Here is a 15,685-nt window from a genome sequence, read left to right on the forward strand (position 1 = left end):
TCCGGTAATCGGGAGCCTCTCCGGCCTGCGGTGCACGGCACCGGACGGCGCGGGCTTGACCGGCAAGATCCGAAAGAGACGGCCTAGGAGGCCGTCTCAGGAGCGCCGGAGGCCGGCTCGCGGGCCAGCCAGGCCCCGTACGCACGGACCCTGCGGCGGTGCCGGAGGCTGTCGGCGGTGAGGATCCAGCGCGGTGAGACGCGTGCGCGGGGTTCCAGGCCCTGGGCCAGCCGGTCCAGCTGGAAGCGTACGAGGGCCAGCGTGCCCGCGGCCGCCAGGCTCCGGTCCCGCCAGGCGATCCGGGGCACGGCCACCCGTACGTCCTCGCCGGCGCGCCAGCGCTCGGGCAGGTCGGGGCGCAGGGCCAGGGCGGAGGCCATGCCGACGACGGCGACCCCGCGGGCCAGGGCCTCCTCGGCGGTGGCGCGGCGGGTGATGCCGCCGGTCAGCATCAGCGGCACGGCCGCGGTCTCCAGCAGGCGCTCCGCGAGGGAGAGGAAGTAGGCCTCCCGCTCCAGGGTCCGCTGGTCGGTGGTGTGGCCCATGCTGGCGGGGCTCTCGACGGTGCCGCCGGACAGTTCGACCAGGTCCACTCCGAGGCCGTCGAGGGCCGCGATGACCTGGGCGGCCTCCTCGCTGTCGAAGCCCCCGCGCTGGAAGTCGGCGGCGTTCAGCTTCACCCCGATCGCGAAGCCGGCCGAGACCCGGGCCCGGACGGCTGCGACGGTCTGCGTGAGCATCCGTACGCGGTTGTCCAGGCCGCCGCCCCAGCGGTCGGTGCGCCGGTTGACGAGCGGGGAGAGGAACTGGCTGAGCAGGTAGCCGTGCGCGGCGTGGACCTGCACCCCGTGGAAGCCCGCTTCCTCGGCCCGTCCGGCGGTGAGGGCGAACCGGGCGATCGTCGCCTCGATGTCGGCCTCGGTCATGGCGGTGGGGTGGGCGAAGCGCTTGGTGTGCCGGCCGAGGCTGACGGGGACGGCGGAGGGGGCCCATGCGGTGCCGGGCATGTCGGAGCCGACCTGGCGGCCGGGGTGGTTGATCTGCATCCAGACCCGGGCGTCGCCCGAGGTCGCGGCGGCGGCCCAGCGGCGGAAGGGCTCCGGCGGGGAGTGCTCGTCGAGGACGACGGTGCCCGGGGAGGTCAGGGCGCGCCGGTCGACCATCACGTTGCCGGTGATGACCAGTCCGGCGCCGCCGCGCGCCCAGCGGGCGTACAGCCGCTCCATGCGCGCGTCGGGGAGCTGGCCGGGCTGGGCGGCGAAGCTCTCCTCCATGGCGGCCTTGGCGAGACGGTTGGGAAGAGTGGTGCCCCCCGGCAGGTCGAGCGGTGCGAACAGGTCCATCCGAGTCCCCCAAGCTTGTGGCGCGGCCGTCACGCGGGGCCGCGCCACAAGATGATCGCCTCAGAGCTCCGCGAGGTCCAGCGCGGCCTGGGCCGCGGCGGCCCGGACGGTCTGCTCCAGCAGGACCGCGATGGTCATCGGGCCGACGCCGCCGGGCACCGGGGTGATGAGGGAGGCGCGGGCGGCGGCCGACTCGAAGTGGACGTCGCCGACGTTGCCCTCGTTGTAGCCGGCGTCCAGGACGACCGCGCCGGGCTTGATGTCCTCGCCCCGGATGAACTCGGCCTTGCCGACCGCGGCGACCAGGACGTCCGCCTGGCGCACGATCGAGGACAGGTCCTGCGTGCGGGAGTGGCAGTAGGTGACGGTGGCGTTCTTCTCCAGCAGCAGCATCCCGGCGGGCTTGCCCAGGATCGCGCTGCGGCCGACGACGACGGCGTGCTTGCCGGTGAGGTCCACGTCGTACTCCTCCAGCAGGCGCATGATGCCGCCGGGGGTGCAGGAGACGAAGCCGGGCAGGCCGAAGCCCATGGCGGCGAAGGAGTGCATGGTCACGCCGTCGACGTCCTTGCCGGGGGCGATGGCCTCGAAGGCGGCGCGCTCGTCGATGTGGTGCGGGACGGGGTGCTGGAGCAGGATGCCGCTGATCTCCGGGTCCTCGGAGAGGGCGGTGATCGCGGCGACGAGCTCCTCGGTGGTGGTCTCGGCCGGCAGCTCCACGTGGCGGGAGGTGATCCCGGCCTTGGCACAGCGGTTCTGCTTCATCTTGACGTAGGTCACGGACGCGGGGTCCTCGCCGACGAGGACGGTGGCCAAGCAGGGCGCGGTGCCGGTGCGCTCGGTGATCTTCGCCGCGAGGGCGGCGGTGCGCTCCGAGACGCGGCGGGCGAGGGCGGTGCCGTCCATGAGCTGGGCGGTGGCGGTGGGGGCAGTCGTCACGGGGTCTCCTGAACGTCGCTGCGGATCGCGGTTCGCCCAGGCGCGCGGCATACGGCGTACGGACCGCGGAGGTGTACGCCGGGCCGCTCCCCGGTGGTGATCCACCCGAACGCCAGTCACGGCCCGGGGCCCACTGTAGTCGACATATCCGGTGGATGACCGGGGCCCGAGCTGGGACGATCGAGACATGACGCGCACTTTCGACCATCTCGTCGCCGAGGCCGAGTCCGTCTCCGTCGACGGCTGGGACTTCTCCTGGCTCGACGGCCGGGCCACCGAGCAGCGGCCCTCCTGGGGCTACCAGCGGCTGCTGGCCGAGCGCCTGGCCACCGTCCGCTCGGCCCTGGACATCCAGACCGGCGGGGGCGAGGTGCTCGCCGGAGCGGGCCCGCTGCCCCCGCTGACGGCCGCCACGGAGTCCTGGCCGCCGAACATCGACAGGGCGACCCGGCTGCTGCACCCGCTGGGCGCGGTGGTGGTGGCGGACGCCGACGAGCCTCCGCTGCCCTTCGGGGACGAGGCCTTCGAGCTGGTCGCGAGCCGGCACCCGGTGACCATCTGGTGGGACGAGATCGCCCGGGTGCTGGCACCGGGCGGCACCTACCTGTCGCAGCAGGTGGGTCCGGCGAGCGTCTTCGAGCTCGTCGAGTACTTCCTCGGCCCGCAGCCGGAGGAGGTCAGGCGCGCCCGCCACCCCGACGACGCGGTCGCCGACGCCACCCGGGCCGGTCTGGAGATCACCGACCTGCGCTCCGAGCGGCTGCGTACCGAGTTCCACGACATCGGGGCCGTGATCTACTTCCTGAGGAAGGTGATCTGGATGGTTCCCGGCTTCACGGTCGGGCAGTACCGGGACCGGCTGCGCGAGCTCCACGAACGGATCGGGCGCGAGGGTCCGTTCGTCGCGCACACCGCCCGTTTCCTCATCGAGGCCCGGAAGAAGGAGTGACCCGAGGTGCGGACGGATCCACTCCGGATCGGTTGCGCGGCCACAGCGTGGCGCAGGTCACTCAATTCAGCGCGTAACGAATCGACTCGGGCAGGCGATGAACCGACAGGTGTCCTCGCGCGGCCCCGGAATACAGACCCGCTTCGGTCTGTTTCCCGAGTCCGCGCGATGATGTCCCGCCCACTCCTTATCTGTTCGCAACGAGAGGCTCCTTGTGTCGCTCAGCCCGTCCCGTACGTTCCCTCCGGAGATCGCCGAATCCGAGGCCCTGGTCGCGCTCGTCGAGCGCGGCCGCGAGCAGGGTCACATCAACGGTGACGATGTCCGCCAGGCCTTCGAGGCCGGCCGCATCCCGGTGGACCAGTGGAAGCGGGTCCTGCGCAGCCTGAACCAGGTCCTGGACGAGGAGGGTGTCGCCCTCCACGTCAGCGCCGCCCCCGCCACGAAGGCTGCTGCCAAGAAGCCCCGCAAGGCAGCTGCCGCCCCGGCCCGCACCGTGACGAAGAAGGCGGTCGCCCCGCCGCGCCCCATCGGCGCGCGCAAGGCCTCCGCCACCGCTGCCGCCCCGGCCGCCGCCGCGGCGATATCCGCTCCGTCGGCCGCCGCGTCGGAGGAGGTGTCGGCCGAGGCCGCCGCCGAGCCGAAGAAGCGCGTGGTCAAGAAGGCCGCCGCCAAGAAGGCCACGGCCACCAAGAAGACCGCCGCCTCGAAGAAGGCCGGCGCCAAGGACGCCGACGACGCCGAGAACCCCGCCGTCGAGGGTGAGGACTGGGCCGTCGAGGACCTCGCCGACGAGACCGAGGAGGAGGCGCCCAAGGCCGCGGGCCAGGGCTTCGTGCTGTCCGACGAGGACGAGGACGACGCTCCGGCGCAGACGGTCATGGTGGCCGGTGCCACCGCCGACCCGGTCAAGGACTACCTGAAGCTGATCGGCAAGGTGCCGCTCCTCAACGCCGAGCAGGAGGTCGAGCTCGCCAAGCGCATCGAGGCGGGCCTGTTCTCCGAGTACAAGCTCGAAGAGGAGGAGGACCACAAGCCCGCGTTCAAGCGCGAGCTGGAGATCCTCGTCGAGGACGGCCGCCGGGCCAAGAACCACCTGCTGGAGGCCAACCTCCGCCTCGTGGTCTCGCTGGCCAAGCGCTACACCGGCCGCGGCATGCTCTTCCTGGACCTGATCCAGGAAGGCAACGTCGGTCTGATCCGCGCGGTGGAGAAGTTCGACTACACCAAGGGCTTCAAGTTCTCCACGTACGCGACCTGGTGGATCCGGCAGGCGATCACGCGTGCCATGGCCGACCAGTCGCGCACCATCCGCATCCCCGTCCACATGGTCGAGATCATCAACAAGCTCGCCCGTGTGCAGCGCCAGATGCTCCAGGACCTGGGCCGCGAGCCCACCCCGGAGGAGCTGGGCAAGGAACTCGACATGACCCCCGAGAAGGTCATCGAGGTCCAGAAGTACGGCCGCGAGCCGATCTCCCTGCACACCCCGCTGGGTGAGGAGGGCGACAGCGAGTTCGGTGACCTCATCGAGGACTCCGAGGCGGTCGTCCCGGCCGACGCCGTGTCCTTCACCTTCCTCCAGGAGCAGCTCCAGTCGATCCTGGGCACGCTCTCCGAGCGTGAGGCGGGCGTGGTCTCCATGCGCTACGGCCTCAACGACGGCCAGCCGAAGACGCTGGACGAGATCGGCCGCGTGTACGGGGTCACCCGTGAGCGCATCCGCCAGATCGAGTCCAAGACCATGTCGAAGCTGCGCCACCCGTCGCGTTCGCAGGTCCTGCGCGACTACCTGGACTGATCCGCTCCCGGTACCGGACACACCGCAGGCCCGCGCCGTAACGGCGCGGGCCTCCGTGTTTCCGCGTGTTCCGCGTGCTCCGCGTCTCCGCGGCGGTCAGTGCTCCAGGAGGTGCTTGAGCTTCTCCTCGCTGCGCGGCATCTCCTTGCGGAGCCTGGGCTTCACCACCAGGGGGACCAGGCCCCGGCCCAGGCCGTGGCCCTCGAAGTCGACCGACAGCGTCACGCGTGAGCGCGTCCCGTTGTCGAGGGGCTCGATCCTGCCGTGCACGTCGGGCCGGACCGGCCCGTCGACGCCGTGGATGTGCCAGCTCCGCGGCGGGTCGAGTTCGGTGAACTCCACCATGGTGGGGATCCTCCGCTTGCCGAACTGCCGGGTGATGGCGACCCTGGAGCCGACGTGCACGGGCAGGTCGCCCATGGGGACGGCGGCCACGGCGCTGTCCTGCCACTCGGGCAGGTGCGTGGGGTCCGTCACGTAGGCGAAGACGTCCTCGGGCCTGCGGTCGATGTCGATGGTGTTGCTGATCGCGGACATGGCGACCCCTCGGAGCCCCCCTGGCCGGTCTTTCTTCCAAATTACCCCGCGGCCGTACCGGCCGCGCGGCGCTTGCGGGCGGCCATCAGCGCGTAGACGAGGACGCCCGCGAAGAGGAACAGCACGCCCTGGTAGACGGCCGCGTAGCCGGACCCGGCGACCAGCCACATCGAGAAGGCGAAGGCCGTGCCGGCGAGGACGGCGTCGCGGACGAGCCGCCCGCGCCGGACCCGGTCGGTCTGGCCCGAGGCCAGGAAGTAGAGCTGGGCGGCGGTGGAGAGCAGGTAGGGGACGGTCGCGGTGAAGGTCGTGACCAGGACGAGGATCTCGAAGACGCGTGCCGAGCCCGCCGTGTAGTTGTAGACGGTGAGGGCGGAGGCCAGGACGACCGTGACGGCCACGCCGACGACCGGGACCCCGCGCTGCTTCTTCTCGAAGGCCTTCGGGAAGAGCCCGTCCTTGGCGGCCGCGTACGGGGTCTGCGCGCTGAGCAGGGTCCAGCCGTTCAGGGCGCCGAGCATCGAGACCACGGCCGCGCCGGCGACGAGGGTGCCGCCCCAGGTGCCGCCGAAGACGGCGTTCACGGCGTCCGTGAAGGGGGCCTGGGAGGAGACCAGCTTCTCGTGGGCGACCAGGCCGAAGACCGACAGGGTGCCGAGCAGGTACACGGTGGCGGCGCCGACGGTGCCGAGGACGGTGGCCCGGCCGACGTTGCGCGCCGGGTCGCGGACCTCGCCCGCGCTGACGGCGGCGGACTCGACGCCGATGTAGCTGAAGAGCAGGATCGCGGCGGAGGCGGAGACCGCCCCCACGGGGCTCTGGTCGGTGGCCTGGAAGGGGCCGAGGTTCGCCGGGTCGAAGAAGAACAGTCCGCCCACGGCCACGAGCAGCAGCGGGACCAGCTTCAGGACGGTCGCGACCACCTGGACGGCGCCCACGTACCGGGTGCCGGCCAGGTTGGACAGGGCGGGCAGCCACTGCACGGCCAGGGCGGCCAGGCACATGGACCACCGGTGTTCCCCGACGGCCGGGAACAGCACCGCGAGGTAGCCGACGGAGGCCACGGCGAGCGCCGCGTTCGAGACCCAGGCGGTCATCCAGTAGCTGTACGCGGCGAGGAAGCCCGCGAAGTCGCCGAAGGCGGCGCGCACGTACACGTACGGGCCGCCGGTCTGCGGATGGCGCTGCGCGAGGCGGCCGAAGACGAGGGCGAGGGCGATCGCGCCGAGGGTCAGGACGGCGAAGGCGAGGAGGCTGATGGTGCCGAAGGGCGCGACCGAGGCGGGAAGCAGGAAGATCCCGCCGCCGATGACGTTGCCCATGACCAGGCAGACGGCGACCGGGAGGCCGAAGCTGCGGGCGTGCCGGTCCTGCCGGCGGGGGGCCTGCGGGGGTGCTGTGACTTCGGCGGGCGGGGCTGCGGTGCTGGTCATCGGTGGTGCGCCTCTGGGTGTCTCACATGCTGGGCAGGTCAACACATGGTTGACCACCGCGAAGTGGGCGCCAAATCACCGGGTTTCGTCCGGCGCGGGGACCTCCCCGGAAGGAAGGATTCCACCCGAAGGGGCTCCCGGCCGGTAATCCTCCCGCGGGGACAGCGGAACCTGGGGGCCGTCCGCCTCGCGCAGCCAGCGGCGCAGCACCGCGTGCACGGCTTCGGCGCCCACCGGCTCCGGGTCCGGCTCCGACAGCACGGTCGGCCACATCAGGAAGGGGTGGGCCTGCTCCCCGCCCAGCCCGCCGTGCGAGCCGATCTGCTCCTCGAAGGCGTGCACGGCGCCGGTTCCCGGGTCGTACGCCGAGTTGACCATGATGTCGGCCACGTGCGGGAAGGAGTCCGTCCGGCGCACGGCCCGGGCCGCGCCCGGCCCGAAGGGGGCCAGCAGCGCCTCCGCCTCCCCCGGTACGTCCAGCCGCGCCACCGCCCCGTCCGGGCCCAGCACCTCCCCGTCCACCAGCAGGAAGCCCACGCCCGGGTGGTTGGCCAGGGTGGGCAGCAGGGCGGGGTGCGCCCGCTCGATCCGCGCCCGCGACGCCCGCCCCGGCAGGTCCGGGAAGGAGATCAGCCCGAGGTTGCCCGAAGCCAGCACCACCGGGCCGGGCCCCGGTCCCGGACGGGCCTCCTCCGCCTCCTCCTCCACGGGCCGGTGCAGGGCCGCCAGCACCGCCGCGCGGGCCTCGGCCCCGCTGCGGGTACGGCCGGCCCTGCGCGAGACGGGCAGCCCGCACCCCGCCCGGACCAGGTCCTTCAGGCTGAGCCCGTACCGGCCGAGGAAGGTCTCCCCCGGGCTCTGGCCGTGGTCCGACAGCAGCACGACGCGGTACTCCCGGGGAGCGTGCTCGGCGACCCGGGCGATCAGCGCGAGGCTCCGGTCGAGCCGGGCCAGCACCCGGTCGGTGTCCCGGCCCTGCGGGCCCGAGTGGTGCGCGACCTCGTCATAGGCGACCAGGTCGGCGTAGACGGCCGCGCGGCCCGCGAGCATGTCCCCGATCACCGCGGCGACCACCACGTCCCGCTCGACCACCGTCGCGAAGGCCCGGATCAGCGGATAGAGCCCGCCCCGGGCCACCCGGGGGCGGTCCCCGCGCAGCCGTGAGCGCAGCGACTGGCCGATCTCGCGGCCCGCCTCGGCGACGAAGGAGAGCGCGGTGCGCACGGCGTTGGCCGGATCGGAGAAGTACGCGAAGTAGCCCGCGCGGGAGCGGTTGGCGCGGCCCCGCCGGGCCGCGACGGACAGCACCAGCGCCAGCTGGTCGGCGCCCCCGCTGAACAGGTTTCCCCGGCTGGCTCCGTCGAGGGTGAGCAGACCGCCGTCCCGGGTCCGGGCGACGGCCCGGCGCTGGAGTTCGGCGGCGCTGGTGGGCCGGTTGCAGACCATCACCTCGCCGGTGTCCTTCTCGTACCAGCGGAAGGCCGGGACGTCGAAGTTGGAGCCGTGCAGGATGCCGAGCTGGCTGGCGCCGGTCTGGCTGGACCAGTCCGTGTGCCAGGGCATGACGCGGTGGCTGTGCTCCAGCCAGCCGGCCGCCGTGGGCATCAGCCCCTCGGCCGCGGCCCGGCGCAGGGCCTCGTACCCGACCCCGTCGAGCTGGAGGAAGACCAGTCCGGGGCTGCCGCCGGGGGGCGCCCCGAACCGGCGGCGGCGCCGGTCGGCGAGCCGGTAGAGCCGGCGCCGGTACGCCTCGTCGTCGCGCACCGCGAGCGCGGTGGAGGTGGCCGAGGCCACGGCGGACATCACGGCGGCCACGACCACCGCCGTCTCGGGGGCGACCGCCGCGCCCCGCCCGGCGGGGATCAGGCTGAGGGCCATCAGCAGCAGTGAGCCGTTGAGGAAGAACACGAGCAGCCCGAGCACGAGGGCGGGCACCAGCAGCAGCGCCCGTACCAGGACCGGCCACACCAGCGCGCTCAGCAGGCCGAAGGCCCCGGCGCCCCAGGCCGCCGTCAGCCCGATCCGGGTGAGGCTGTCACCGTCGGCGGACTGGAGGCGGAAGTCCGGCAGGATCCCGGCGAGCGCGAGCATGGTCAGGGTGGACGCCGCCCAGACGAGCACCACGCGCACCAGCGCCCCGCCCACGGCCCGCCAGCGCAACCGCTCCCGCCACACGCCGCACCCGCCTCGCTCCCCGGCCCGCGCCCGGCCCGCGGTCCCCTCCGCCAGCGTCGCACAGGGCGGCGGGAGCGGCCGGTCGGCACGGGTGGCGCACGGGAGTACGGGACGCGGCGGGCCGGCGGCCGGCGGGCGCCGGCATCTCGGGTGCCGTCGGTCAGGTGCCGTCGGTCAGGTGCCGTCGTAGCCGGCGGTCGGCATGGACAGCCGGCGGTGCACCTCGGCCTTCATCGCGGAGGTGTAGGCCGGCTCTTCGAGCCCGGCGGTCTCCAGCCGTACGCCGCGCCGCTCGCACTCGGCGGTGAACTCCTCGACGGAGCGCAGCGCGCGGGCCAGGACCCGGCGGTTGGGGGCGACGAACAGGTCGACCTGTCCGGCGTCCACGTCGCGCCAGAGCCCGCAGTGGTCGGTCCGCAGCCCGTAGAAGAGCAACTGCCGGGTGACCACGTACCCCTGCTCCGCGGCCCAGCGCGCGCACATGGCGTGCTGGCCGCGGGTGTCCACGGCGAAGGGGTCGGCGTCGAGTTCCTCCAGCGGGGCCAGGCTGGCGATCGCGGCCACGCGCAGCGCATCCATGGCGCCCGACCCTACTCCGATCCGGGCCCGGGGAGGAGGGGTGCGCCGGGTTCTGCTTCCGCGCGGGCGGGCAGGGATCGTCCTAGGCTCGTAGCCGGAGGGAAGGGGGTGCCGGGGTGGCGGTGGAGATCACCTGGTGGGGTCATGCCACGTGTGCGGTACGGGACTCGGGCGTGCGGGTGCTGACCGATCCGCTGTTCGCCCGGCGGCTCGCGCACCTGCGGCGCCGGCGCGGGGCGGTGCCCCCGCCGGAGGCGGCGGAGGCGGACGTGGTGCTGGTCTCGCACCTGCACGCCGACCATCTGCACCTGCCCTCGCTGGGCCTGCTGGCGCCCGGCACCCGGCTGGTGGTGCCGCGCGGGGCGCGCCGGGCGGTGCCGGGGCTGGCGCGGCTCGCGGGGGCGCGGGGGCTGGTGGTGACGGAGGTGGTCCCGGGCGAGGAGGTCGGCGTACGGGACGGCGTACGGGTCCGGGCGGTGAGCGCCCGGCACGACGGGCGGCGGGTGCCGTTCGGGCCGCAGCGGGCGCCGGCGCTGGGGTACGTGGTGCAGGGCGCGGCGCGCACGTACTTCGCCGGGGACACCGGCCTGTTCGACACCATGGCCGAGGAGGTCGGTCCGGTGGACGTGGCGCTGCTGCCGGTCGGGGGCTGGGGGCCGTACCTGGGGCCGGGGCACCTGGACGCGGAGCGGGCGGCTCGGGCCCTGGCGGAGCTGGCTCCAGCGGCGGCGGTGCCGGTGCACTACGGGACGTACTGGCCGATCGGGATGGACGCGGTGCGGCCGCACGAGTTCCACGCGCCGGGCGGGGAGTTCGCCCGGCGGGCGGGGCAGCTCGCTCCGAAGGTGACGGTACGGGTCCCCGGGCACGGGGAGCGGGTGCTGCTGCCGTGACGCCGTGGCGGGTGGCGGCGGAGGTGGTGGGCCGGGTGCCGCCGGAGACCACGCAGCAGGCGGTCGGCTACCCGGCGCTGTTCGTGCTGGTGGCGCTGGGGGCGCTGGTGCCGGTGATCCCTACGGGGGCGCTGGTGAGTTCGGCGGCGGTGGTGGCGTTCCACCAGCGGTCGCTGCCCCTCGGGGTGCTGCTGGTGATCGCGGTGGCCGCGCTGGCCGCCTTCGCCGGGGACGTCGCGCTGTACTGGCTGGGGTCGCGCGGGGCGCGTTCGCGGGGCGGCTCGCGGTGGCTGGAGTCCCTGCGGGGGCGGGCCGAACCGGAGCGGCTGGAGCGGGCGCGGCGGGGGCTCGACGAGCACGGGGTGCTGGTGCTGGTGCTGGTGCTGTCCAGGCTGGTCCCGGCGGGCCGGATCCCGGTGATGGTGGCCTGCCTGCTGGGCGGGCTGCCGCTGCGCCGGTTCGCCCGGGGGGACGCGCCCGCCTGCGTGGCGTGGGCCGCGACGTACGGCCTGATCGGGATCCTGGGCGGCTCGCTGTTCTCCGAGCCGTGGAAGGGCGTGGTGCTGGCGGTGGGCCTGACGCTGCTGATCAGCGTGGCCCCGGGGGTGTGGCGGCGGCTGCGGCCGGGCAGGGTCCGGCCGTGAACTCCGCCTCCTGGGACACGGTCCGCGCCCTCGCCTCCCGCTTCGAAGCGGCCGCCGCCGCCCGCGGGGTGCATCCTCCGCACAGCCACGTGCTCCAAGTGCTGAAGATCGGCGAGGAGTTCGGCGAGGCCGCGCAGGCGGTGATCGGCGCGACGGGGAGCAACCCGCGCAAGGGGCACTCGCACAGCTGGGACGACGTGCACGACGAGGTGTGCGACGTCATCATCACCGGGATGGTGGCGCTGGCCCGGATGCGGCCCGACGCGCAGGCCTACTTCGCGGAGCAACTGGCCCTGAAGTCGGCCCGTTTCCTGCCGGACCGTGGGCCCTGAGCCCGCCGGTTCAGCGCGCGGCGGAGCGGGCGAGCCGCAAGCCCACGCCGAGCGGGAACGCCGGGTGGCTGCGGCGGCGGGCGGAGGCGCGGCAGGGCCAGTGCTCGTCGAAGCCGGCCGCCGCCGCGCAGGACCCGGTGCTCGCCGCAGACCTCGGCGGCGTAGACGTCCCCGCACCGGTCCCGGACGTTCACTCGGCTCCACGGGCACGTGATCTCGGTGGTCCGGTGCTCCGCCGCGGCCGCGCGGCAACCCCTGTTGCCGTTTCCGGGACGGTGGGATGGAATGCCCGCATGGATGCCAGCCCGGACGGACCCTCCTCCCACCGCGCCGTCCTCGACGAGGTCGGCCCCCGGCTCAGGCGGCTGCGGGACCGGCACGGTCTCACCCTGGCCGCGCTGTCCGAGGAGACCGGGATCTCCAAGAGCACCCTGTCCCGGCTGGAGTCCGGGCAGCGGCGGCCGAGCCTGGAGCTGCTGCTCCCACTCGCCCGTGCCTACCGGGTGGCCCTGGACGACCTGGTCGGGGCGCCTGCGGTGGGCGATCCCCGGGTGCGGATGACGCCCCGCGCGATGCGGCACGGCGGAACGTCCGTGGCGCTGACCCAGGGTCTGGGCCCGCTCCAGGCGTACAAGATGGTCATCCCGGACCGGGGCGCCGACCCCGACCTGCGCACGCACGAGGGCTACGAGTGGCTGTACGTGCTGACCGGCCGGCTGCGGCTGGTGCTGGCCGAGCACGATCTGGTCCTCGGCCCCGGCGAGGCCGCCGAGTGGGACACCCGGACCCCCCACTGGTTCGGCAGCGCCGACGGGCGGCCCGTGGAGATCCTCAGCCTCTTCGGGAAGCAGGGCGAGCGGATGCACGTGGTCGCGAAGCCGAAGCCGAAGGGAGCGGCGGAACCGGCGGCGGGCCGGGCCTGATCCGAAAGCAGGGCCTAGAAGCCGCGGGACGCGCCGATCGGCAGGTCCCAGAGGTCCTCGCGGGGCAGCCCGGCGCGGGCCCAGGCGGCGCGGGCGCGGCGCAGGGGCTCCATGACGGGCTCCGCCGACAGCACGAAGGTGGCCCAGTGCATCGGGGCCATCCTGCGGGCCCCGAGGTCCAGACAGGCCCGCACGGCCTCCTCCGGGTCGGCGTGCACGTCGCGCAGCCACCAGCGCGGGGCGTAGGCGCCGATCGGCAGGAGGGCGAGGTCGATGCCGGGGTGCCGGCGGCCGATCTCCCCGAACCAGTGGCCGTAGCCGGTGTCACCCGCGAAGTACACCTTCCGGGCTCGCGCCGTGTCGGTGAGCACCCAGCCGCCCCACAGGGTGCGGCAGGTGTCCAGCAGGGAGCGCTTGGACCAGTGGTGTGCGGGGACGAACTCGAAGCGTACGCCGCCCAGTTCGGCCGACTCCCACCAGTCGAGCTCCGTCACCCGGGTGAAGCCCCGGCGGCGGCACCAGCGGGCGAGCCCGGCCGGGACGAAGAGCGCGGTGTCGCGCGGCAGCCGCCGCAGGGTGGGGGCGTCGAGGTGGTCGTAGTGGTTGTGGCTGATCACCACCGCGTCCACGGGCGGCAGTTCCTCCCACGGCACCCCGACGGGAGTCACCCGCGCCGGGGTCCCCAGGATCCGCCGGGACCACACGGGGTCGGTCAGCACCGTCAGGCCGCCGGTCCGGAGCACCCAGCTGGCGTGCCCGGCCCAGGTGGCGCACACTGCGCCCGGGGGCACCGCGGGCAGCGGCGCGGGCTCGTACGGCAGGTCGGGGATCCCGCTCAGCCCCTCCGCCCCGGGCCGGAAGGCGCCCTCGCGAGCCAGCCGGGCGAAGGCGCGCAGCCCGGGCAGCGGGGTGGTCAGCCGGTCCGCGAACGACCTCGGCCAGAGGCGGTGTTCGCCGAGCGGGCGGGGCGCGGCGGGCGCGACCGAAGGCGCGGGGCCGGGCGGGGGTCCGGCGGGCGCGGGCGGGCGCCGGGTCGGGCGCCCCGGCAGCGCGGCGGCGGGGCCCCCGGGGCCGTCGGCCGGCGGGGCGGTGGTCACGGCGTCCGGCTGGTCCCTCATCTCGAAGTCTCCGTTCGGCGGCGGCCTGCCGGCGCGGGCCGCACGTCAGTCGGCCAGTCCGGCGAGCACCGACCCGAGCCGGTCGAGCCCGTCCCGGACCTGCGGCAGCGTCAGCGGGTCGGGGGCGCCCAGCGCGGCGAGCCGTTCGCCCGGGGTGGCTCCCAGCAGCGGCCCGGTCGACAGCCGTACGCGCGGTGCGCCCAGTTCGTCGGCGAAGCGCTGTCCGCCGGGTGTGGCCGTGCCCAGCCGGGCCCCGAGCCAGTCCTCCAGTTCCATCGCGTCCCCGACCCCCTGCCGGGCGAGGCCCGCGCGCAGCGGGGTGAGGTCGGCGTAGAGGTGCCGGCCGGCCTGCGGGGGCCGGGCGAGGGCGCCCGCGGCCAGCAGCACCCGGTGCGCGGCGGCGGCCACCGTGCCGTGCAGGGCGGCCGCCGCGTAGGCGCGCCCGGCGACGGCGTCGGGTTCGTCGAGGGCGTGCGCGGCGGCCACCGCGACGGGTGTCGCGACCAGCGCGCCGGTGGCGGTGAGGACGTCGAGGGTGCGGGCGCGCAGCCAGGTGCCGCTCGGGGTGTCGGGGAAGCGGACCACGGCGGCGGGCCAGCCGCCCGGCAGCAGTGCTCCGGCGAGGTCCACGAGGACGGCGGCCCGGTCGGGGAGCATCTCGGCGGGGCTCAGCACGAGCGTGTCGTGCGGCCGGTGCACGGTGTCGCGCCAGCTCTCGTCGCTGACCACGAACAGCCCGGCGGCCTCGGCCGCCTCGCACGCCTCGCGCACCATCTCGGGCGGCGGCACGGTCGCGGTCGGGTCGTCGGCCACCGACAGCAGCAGTACGCGCGGGTCGCCGCCCTCGGCGCGGACCCGCCGCACGGTCTCCAGCAGGGCGTACGGGTCGGGTACGCCGCCGCACTCCGCCGGGGTGGGCACGTGGTAGGCCCGCCGTCCCAGCAGCCGGACCTGGGGGGTCCACCAGGCGGGACACGGCCGGGGCAGCAGCACGTCGCCGCCGTACGCGCCGAGCAGGGCCAGCAGCAGGGCGGGCGCGCCGGGCCCGGCGGCCACGTTCTCGGGGGCGGTGGCGAGCCCGCGCCGGGCCCAGTGGCGGCATGCGGCCTCGCGCAGCGGCTGCCCGCCGCCGGGGGGTTCCGGGGCGGCCCGGTCCGCGGCGGCGGCGAGCACGGAGGTCAGCTCGGGCAGGACCGGCAGGCCGGGCTCGGGGGCGGGGGGCCCGTACCTGACCGGCCCGCGCCCCTCCGGTGACGGGCGGCGCCAGAGCCCGGCGAGCCCTTCCGTCATGCCCTCGGCCATCCCCGACACGTGCCCGCCTTCCGACGCCGCCACCGATCGACCTGCCCTTTATACGATTATTTACACCGATACGCCCGTCAACCATGACAGGCCCGTCGGGCTTTCCCCTCAGCCCTTCCTCCCCAGGAGGGCCAGCAACCGGGTCTGCGCGTCCGCACCGGCCGGCACCTCCAGCGGTTCCGCGTACATCCCGCTCGCGGCGAGTCCGTCGGCGTACGGCATGACCTCCTTGATGGAGAACTCGACGAGGTCGGCGGGCAGCCGGTCGTCCGCGCCGATGGCCCGCGAGAGGTCCCAGGCGTGCACGACGCAGTCCGCCGTCAGCTCCGAGCAGTACGCCGATCCGCGCGTGGGCCCGTACGAGAGCGTGACCGTCCGCTCCAGCGCGCCGGGCTCGGCGAAGGCCGCGTGCCCGGCGGCCGCGGCCCGGTCCCAGGCGGCCTGCGGGTCCTCGCCCAGCAGGTCGCCGGAGAGCGCGTCGCCGACCTCGGCCACCGTGCGCCCCTCGGTGACCAGCGGCGGGATCCACAGCTGCTCGCCGGTGACGTGGTTGACCAGGTCGCGCACGGTCCACTCGGTGCAGGGGGTGGCCGCGTCCCACTGGGAGGCCCCGACGGCCCGCACCCGCTCACCGAAGAGCCGCAACGCGGCGGCGTGCCATTCCAGCAGCGTCCGCGGCATGGGTCTCACCGTCCTTCGCCCCGAGGTGCGCCGCCC

15 protein-coding genes and 1 riboswitch are annotated in these 15,685 nt (G+C 74.8%); of the genes, 6 read left to right on the top strand and 9 right to left on the bottom strand.

What is annotated here, in order from left to right; all coding sequences use genetic code 11:
• Nucleotides 1-83: 83 nt before the first annotated feature.
• Together ACZ7IF_RS22060 and ACZ7IF_RS22065 are read right to left on the bottom strand one after the other, a co-directional pair.
• Nucleotides 84-1,343 carry an NADH:flavin oxidoreductase/NADH oxidase family protein gene (locus tag ACZ7IF_RS22060; protein ID WP_470973733.1) on the bottom strand — a complete coding sequence of 420 codons (1,260 nt, stop codon included), beginning with the start codon at nucleotides 1,341-1,343 and terminating at the stop codon, nucleotides 84-86.
• A gap of 60 nt (nucleotides 1,344-1,403) precedes the next feature.
• The gene (locus ACZ7IF_RS22065) at nucleotides 1,404-2,249 is read right to left on the bottom strand and encodes a bifunctional 5,10-methylenetetrahydrofolate dehydrogenase/5,10-methenyltetrahydrofolate cyclohydrolase (protein WP_470973969.1); all 846 of its coding nucleotides are present in this window, start codon (nucleotides 2,247-2,249) and stop codon (nucleotides 1,404-1,406) included.
• Nucleotides 2,250-2,309: 60 nt separating this feature from the next.
• Nucleotides 2,310-2,412, bottom strand: a riboswitch (ZMP/ZTP riboswitch).
• 57 nt (nucleotides 2,413-2,469) lie between these two features.
• Here ACZ7IF_RS22065 and ACZ7IF_RS22070 point away from each other — a divergent pair.
• Complete coding sequence (locus tag ACZ7IF_RS22070; RefSeq protein WP_470973734.1) at nucleotides 2,470-3,231, top strand: methyltransferase domain-containing protein; 762 nt, start codon at nucleotides 2,470-2,472, stop codon at nucleotides 3,229-3,231.
• A 214-nt stretch (nucleotides 3,232-3,445) separates the two neighbouring features.
• Nucleotides 3,446-5,032 (top strand): RNA polymerase sigma factor, encoded by a 1,587-nt coding sequence (locus ACZ7IF_RS22075; protein ID WP_470973736.1) that lies wholly within the window; start codon nucleotides 3,446-3,448, stop codon nucleotides 5,030-5,032.
• 96 nt (nucleotides 5,033-5,128) lie between these two features.
• On the opposite strand, the gene ACZ7IF_RS22080 is transcribed toward ACZ7IF_RS22075, so the two are convergent.
• The 4 genes from ACZ7IF_RS22080 to ACZ7IF_RS22095 all read right to left on the bottom strand — a co-directional run bounded on the left by ACZ7IF_RS22080 (nucleotide 5,129) and on the right by ACZ7IF_RS22095 (nucleotide 9,756).
• Nucleotides 5,129-5,569: an SRPBCC family protein gene (locus ACZ7IF_RS22080; protein WP_470973739.1), complete on the bottom strand. Its 441-nt coding sequence runs from the start codon at nucleotides 5,567-5,569 to the stop codon at nucleotides 5,129-5,131.
• Nucleotides 5,570-5,610: 41 nt separating this feature from the next.
• Nucleotides 5,611-7,002, bottom strand: a complete 1,392-nt coding sequence (locus ACZ7IF_RS22085; protein WP_470973741.1) for an amino acid permease — start codon at nucleotides 7,000-7,002, stop codon at nucleotides 5,611-5,613.
• A gap of 75 nt (nucleotides 7,003-7,077) precedes the next feature.
• Nucleotides 7,078-9,093: an alkaline phosphatase family protein gene (locus ACZ7IF_RS22090; RefSeq protein WP_470973972.1), complete on the bottom strand. Its 2,016-nt coding sequence runs from the start codon at nucleotides 9,091-9,093 to the stop codon at nucleotides 7,078-7,080.
• Nucleotides 9,094-9,351: 258 nt separating this feature from the next.
• Complete coding sequence (locus ACZ7IF_RS22095) at nucleotides 9,352-9,756, bottom strand: hypothetical protein (RefSeq protein ID WP_470973744.1); 405 nt, start codon at nucleotides 9,754-9,756, stop codon at nucleotides 9,352-9,354.
• A gap of 116 nt (nucleotides 9,757-9,872) precedes the next feature.
• On the opposite strand from ACZ7IF_RS22095, the gene ACZ7IF_RS22100 reads away from it, so the two are divergent.
• From ACZ7IF_RS22100 to ACZ7IF_RS22115, 4 genes are all read left to right on the top strand, one after another.
• Nucleotides 9,873-10,649, top strand: a complete 777-nt coding sequence (locus tag ACZ7IF_RS22100) for an MBL fold metallo-hydrolase (RefSeq protein WP_470973746.1) — start codon at nucleotides 9,873-9,875, stop codon at nucleotides 10,647-10,649.
• Nucleotides 10,646-11,293: a DedA family protein gene (locus tag ACZ7IF_RS22105; protein WP_470973750.1), complete on the top strand. Its 648-nt coding sequence runs from the start codon at nucleotides 10,646-10,648 to the stop codon at nucleotides 11,291-11,293. Before ACZ7IF_RS22100 ends, ACZ7IF_RS22105 begins: the two co-directional genes overlap by 4 nt.
• Entirely contained in the window at nucleotides 11,290-11,625 is a 336-nt protein-coding gene (locus ACZ7IF_RS22110) for a MazG-like family protein (protein WP_470973752.1), read from the top strand. Before ACZ7IF_RS22105 ends, ACZ7IF_RS22110 begins: the two co-directional genes overlap by 4 nt.
• A gap of 293 nt (nucleotides 11,626-11,918) precedes the next feature.
• Nucleotides 11,919-12,548 carry a helix-turn-helix domain-containing protein gene (locus ACZ7IF_RS22115; RefSeq protein ID WP_470973755.1) on the top strand — a complete coding sequence of 210 codons (630 nt, stop codon included), beginning with the start codon at nucleotides 11,919-11,921 and terminating at the stop codon, nucleotides 12,546-12,548.
• Nucleotides 12,549-12,562: 14 nt separating this feature from the next.
• Here the strand turns inward: ACZ7IF_RS22115 and ACZ7IF_RS22120 are convergent, their stop codons facing one another.
• From ACZ7IF_RS22120 to ACZ7IF_RS22130, 3 genes are all read right to left on the bottom strand, one after another.
• Nucleotides 12,563-13,666, bottom strand: coding sequence for an MBL fold metallo-hydrolase (locus tag ACZ7IF_RS22120; RefSeq protein ID WP_470973757.1), 1,104 nt, complete (start codon nucleotides 13,664-13,666; stop codon nucleotides 12,563-12,565).
• A 45-nt stretch (nucleotides 13,667-13,711) separates the two neighbouring features.
• Entirely contained in the window at nucleotides 13,712-14,956 is a 1,245-nt protein-coding gene (locus tag ACZ7IF_RS22125; RefSeq protein ID WP_470973760.1) for an aminotransferase class I/II-fold pyridoxal phosphate-dependent enzyme, read from the bottom strand.
• A 120-nt stretch (nucleotides 14,957-15,076) separates the two neighbouring features.
• Nucleotides 15,077-15,649: a TIGR03086 family metal-binding protein gene (locus ACZ7IF_RS22130; protein ID WP_470973762.1), complete on the bottom strand. Its 573-nt coding sequence runs from the start codon at nucleotides 15,647-15,649 to the stop codon at nucleotides 15,077-15,079.
• Between the last annotated feature and the right edge of the window lie 36 nt (nucleotides 15,650-15,685).

The organism is Streptomyces sp. NPDC037421 (genome assembly GCF_055602105.1).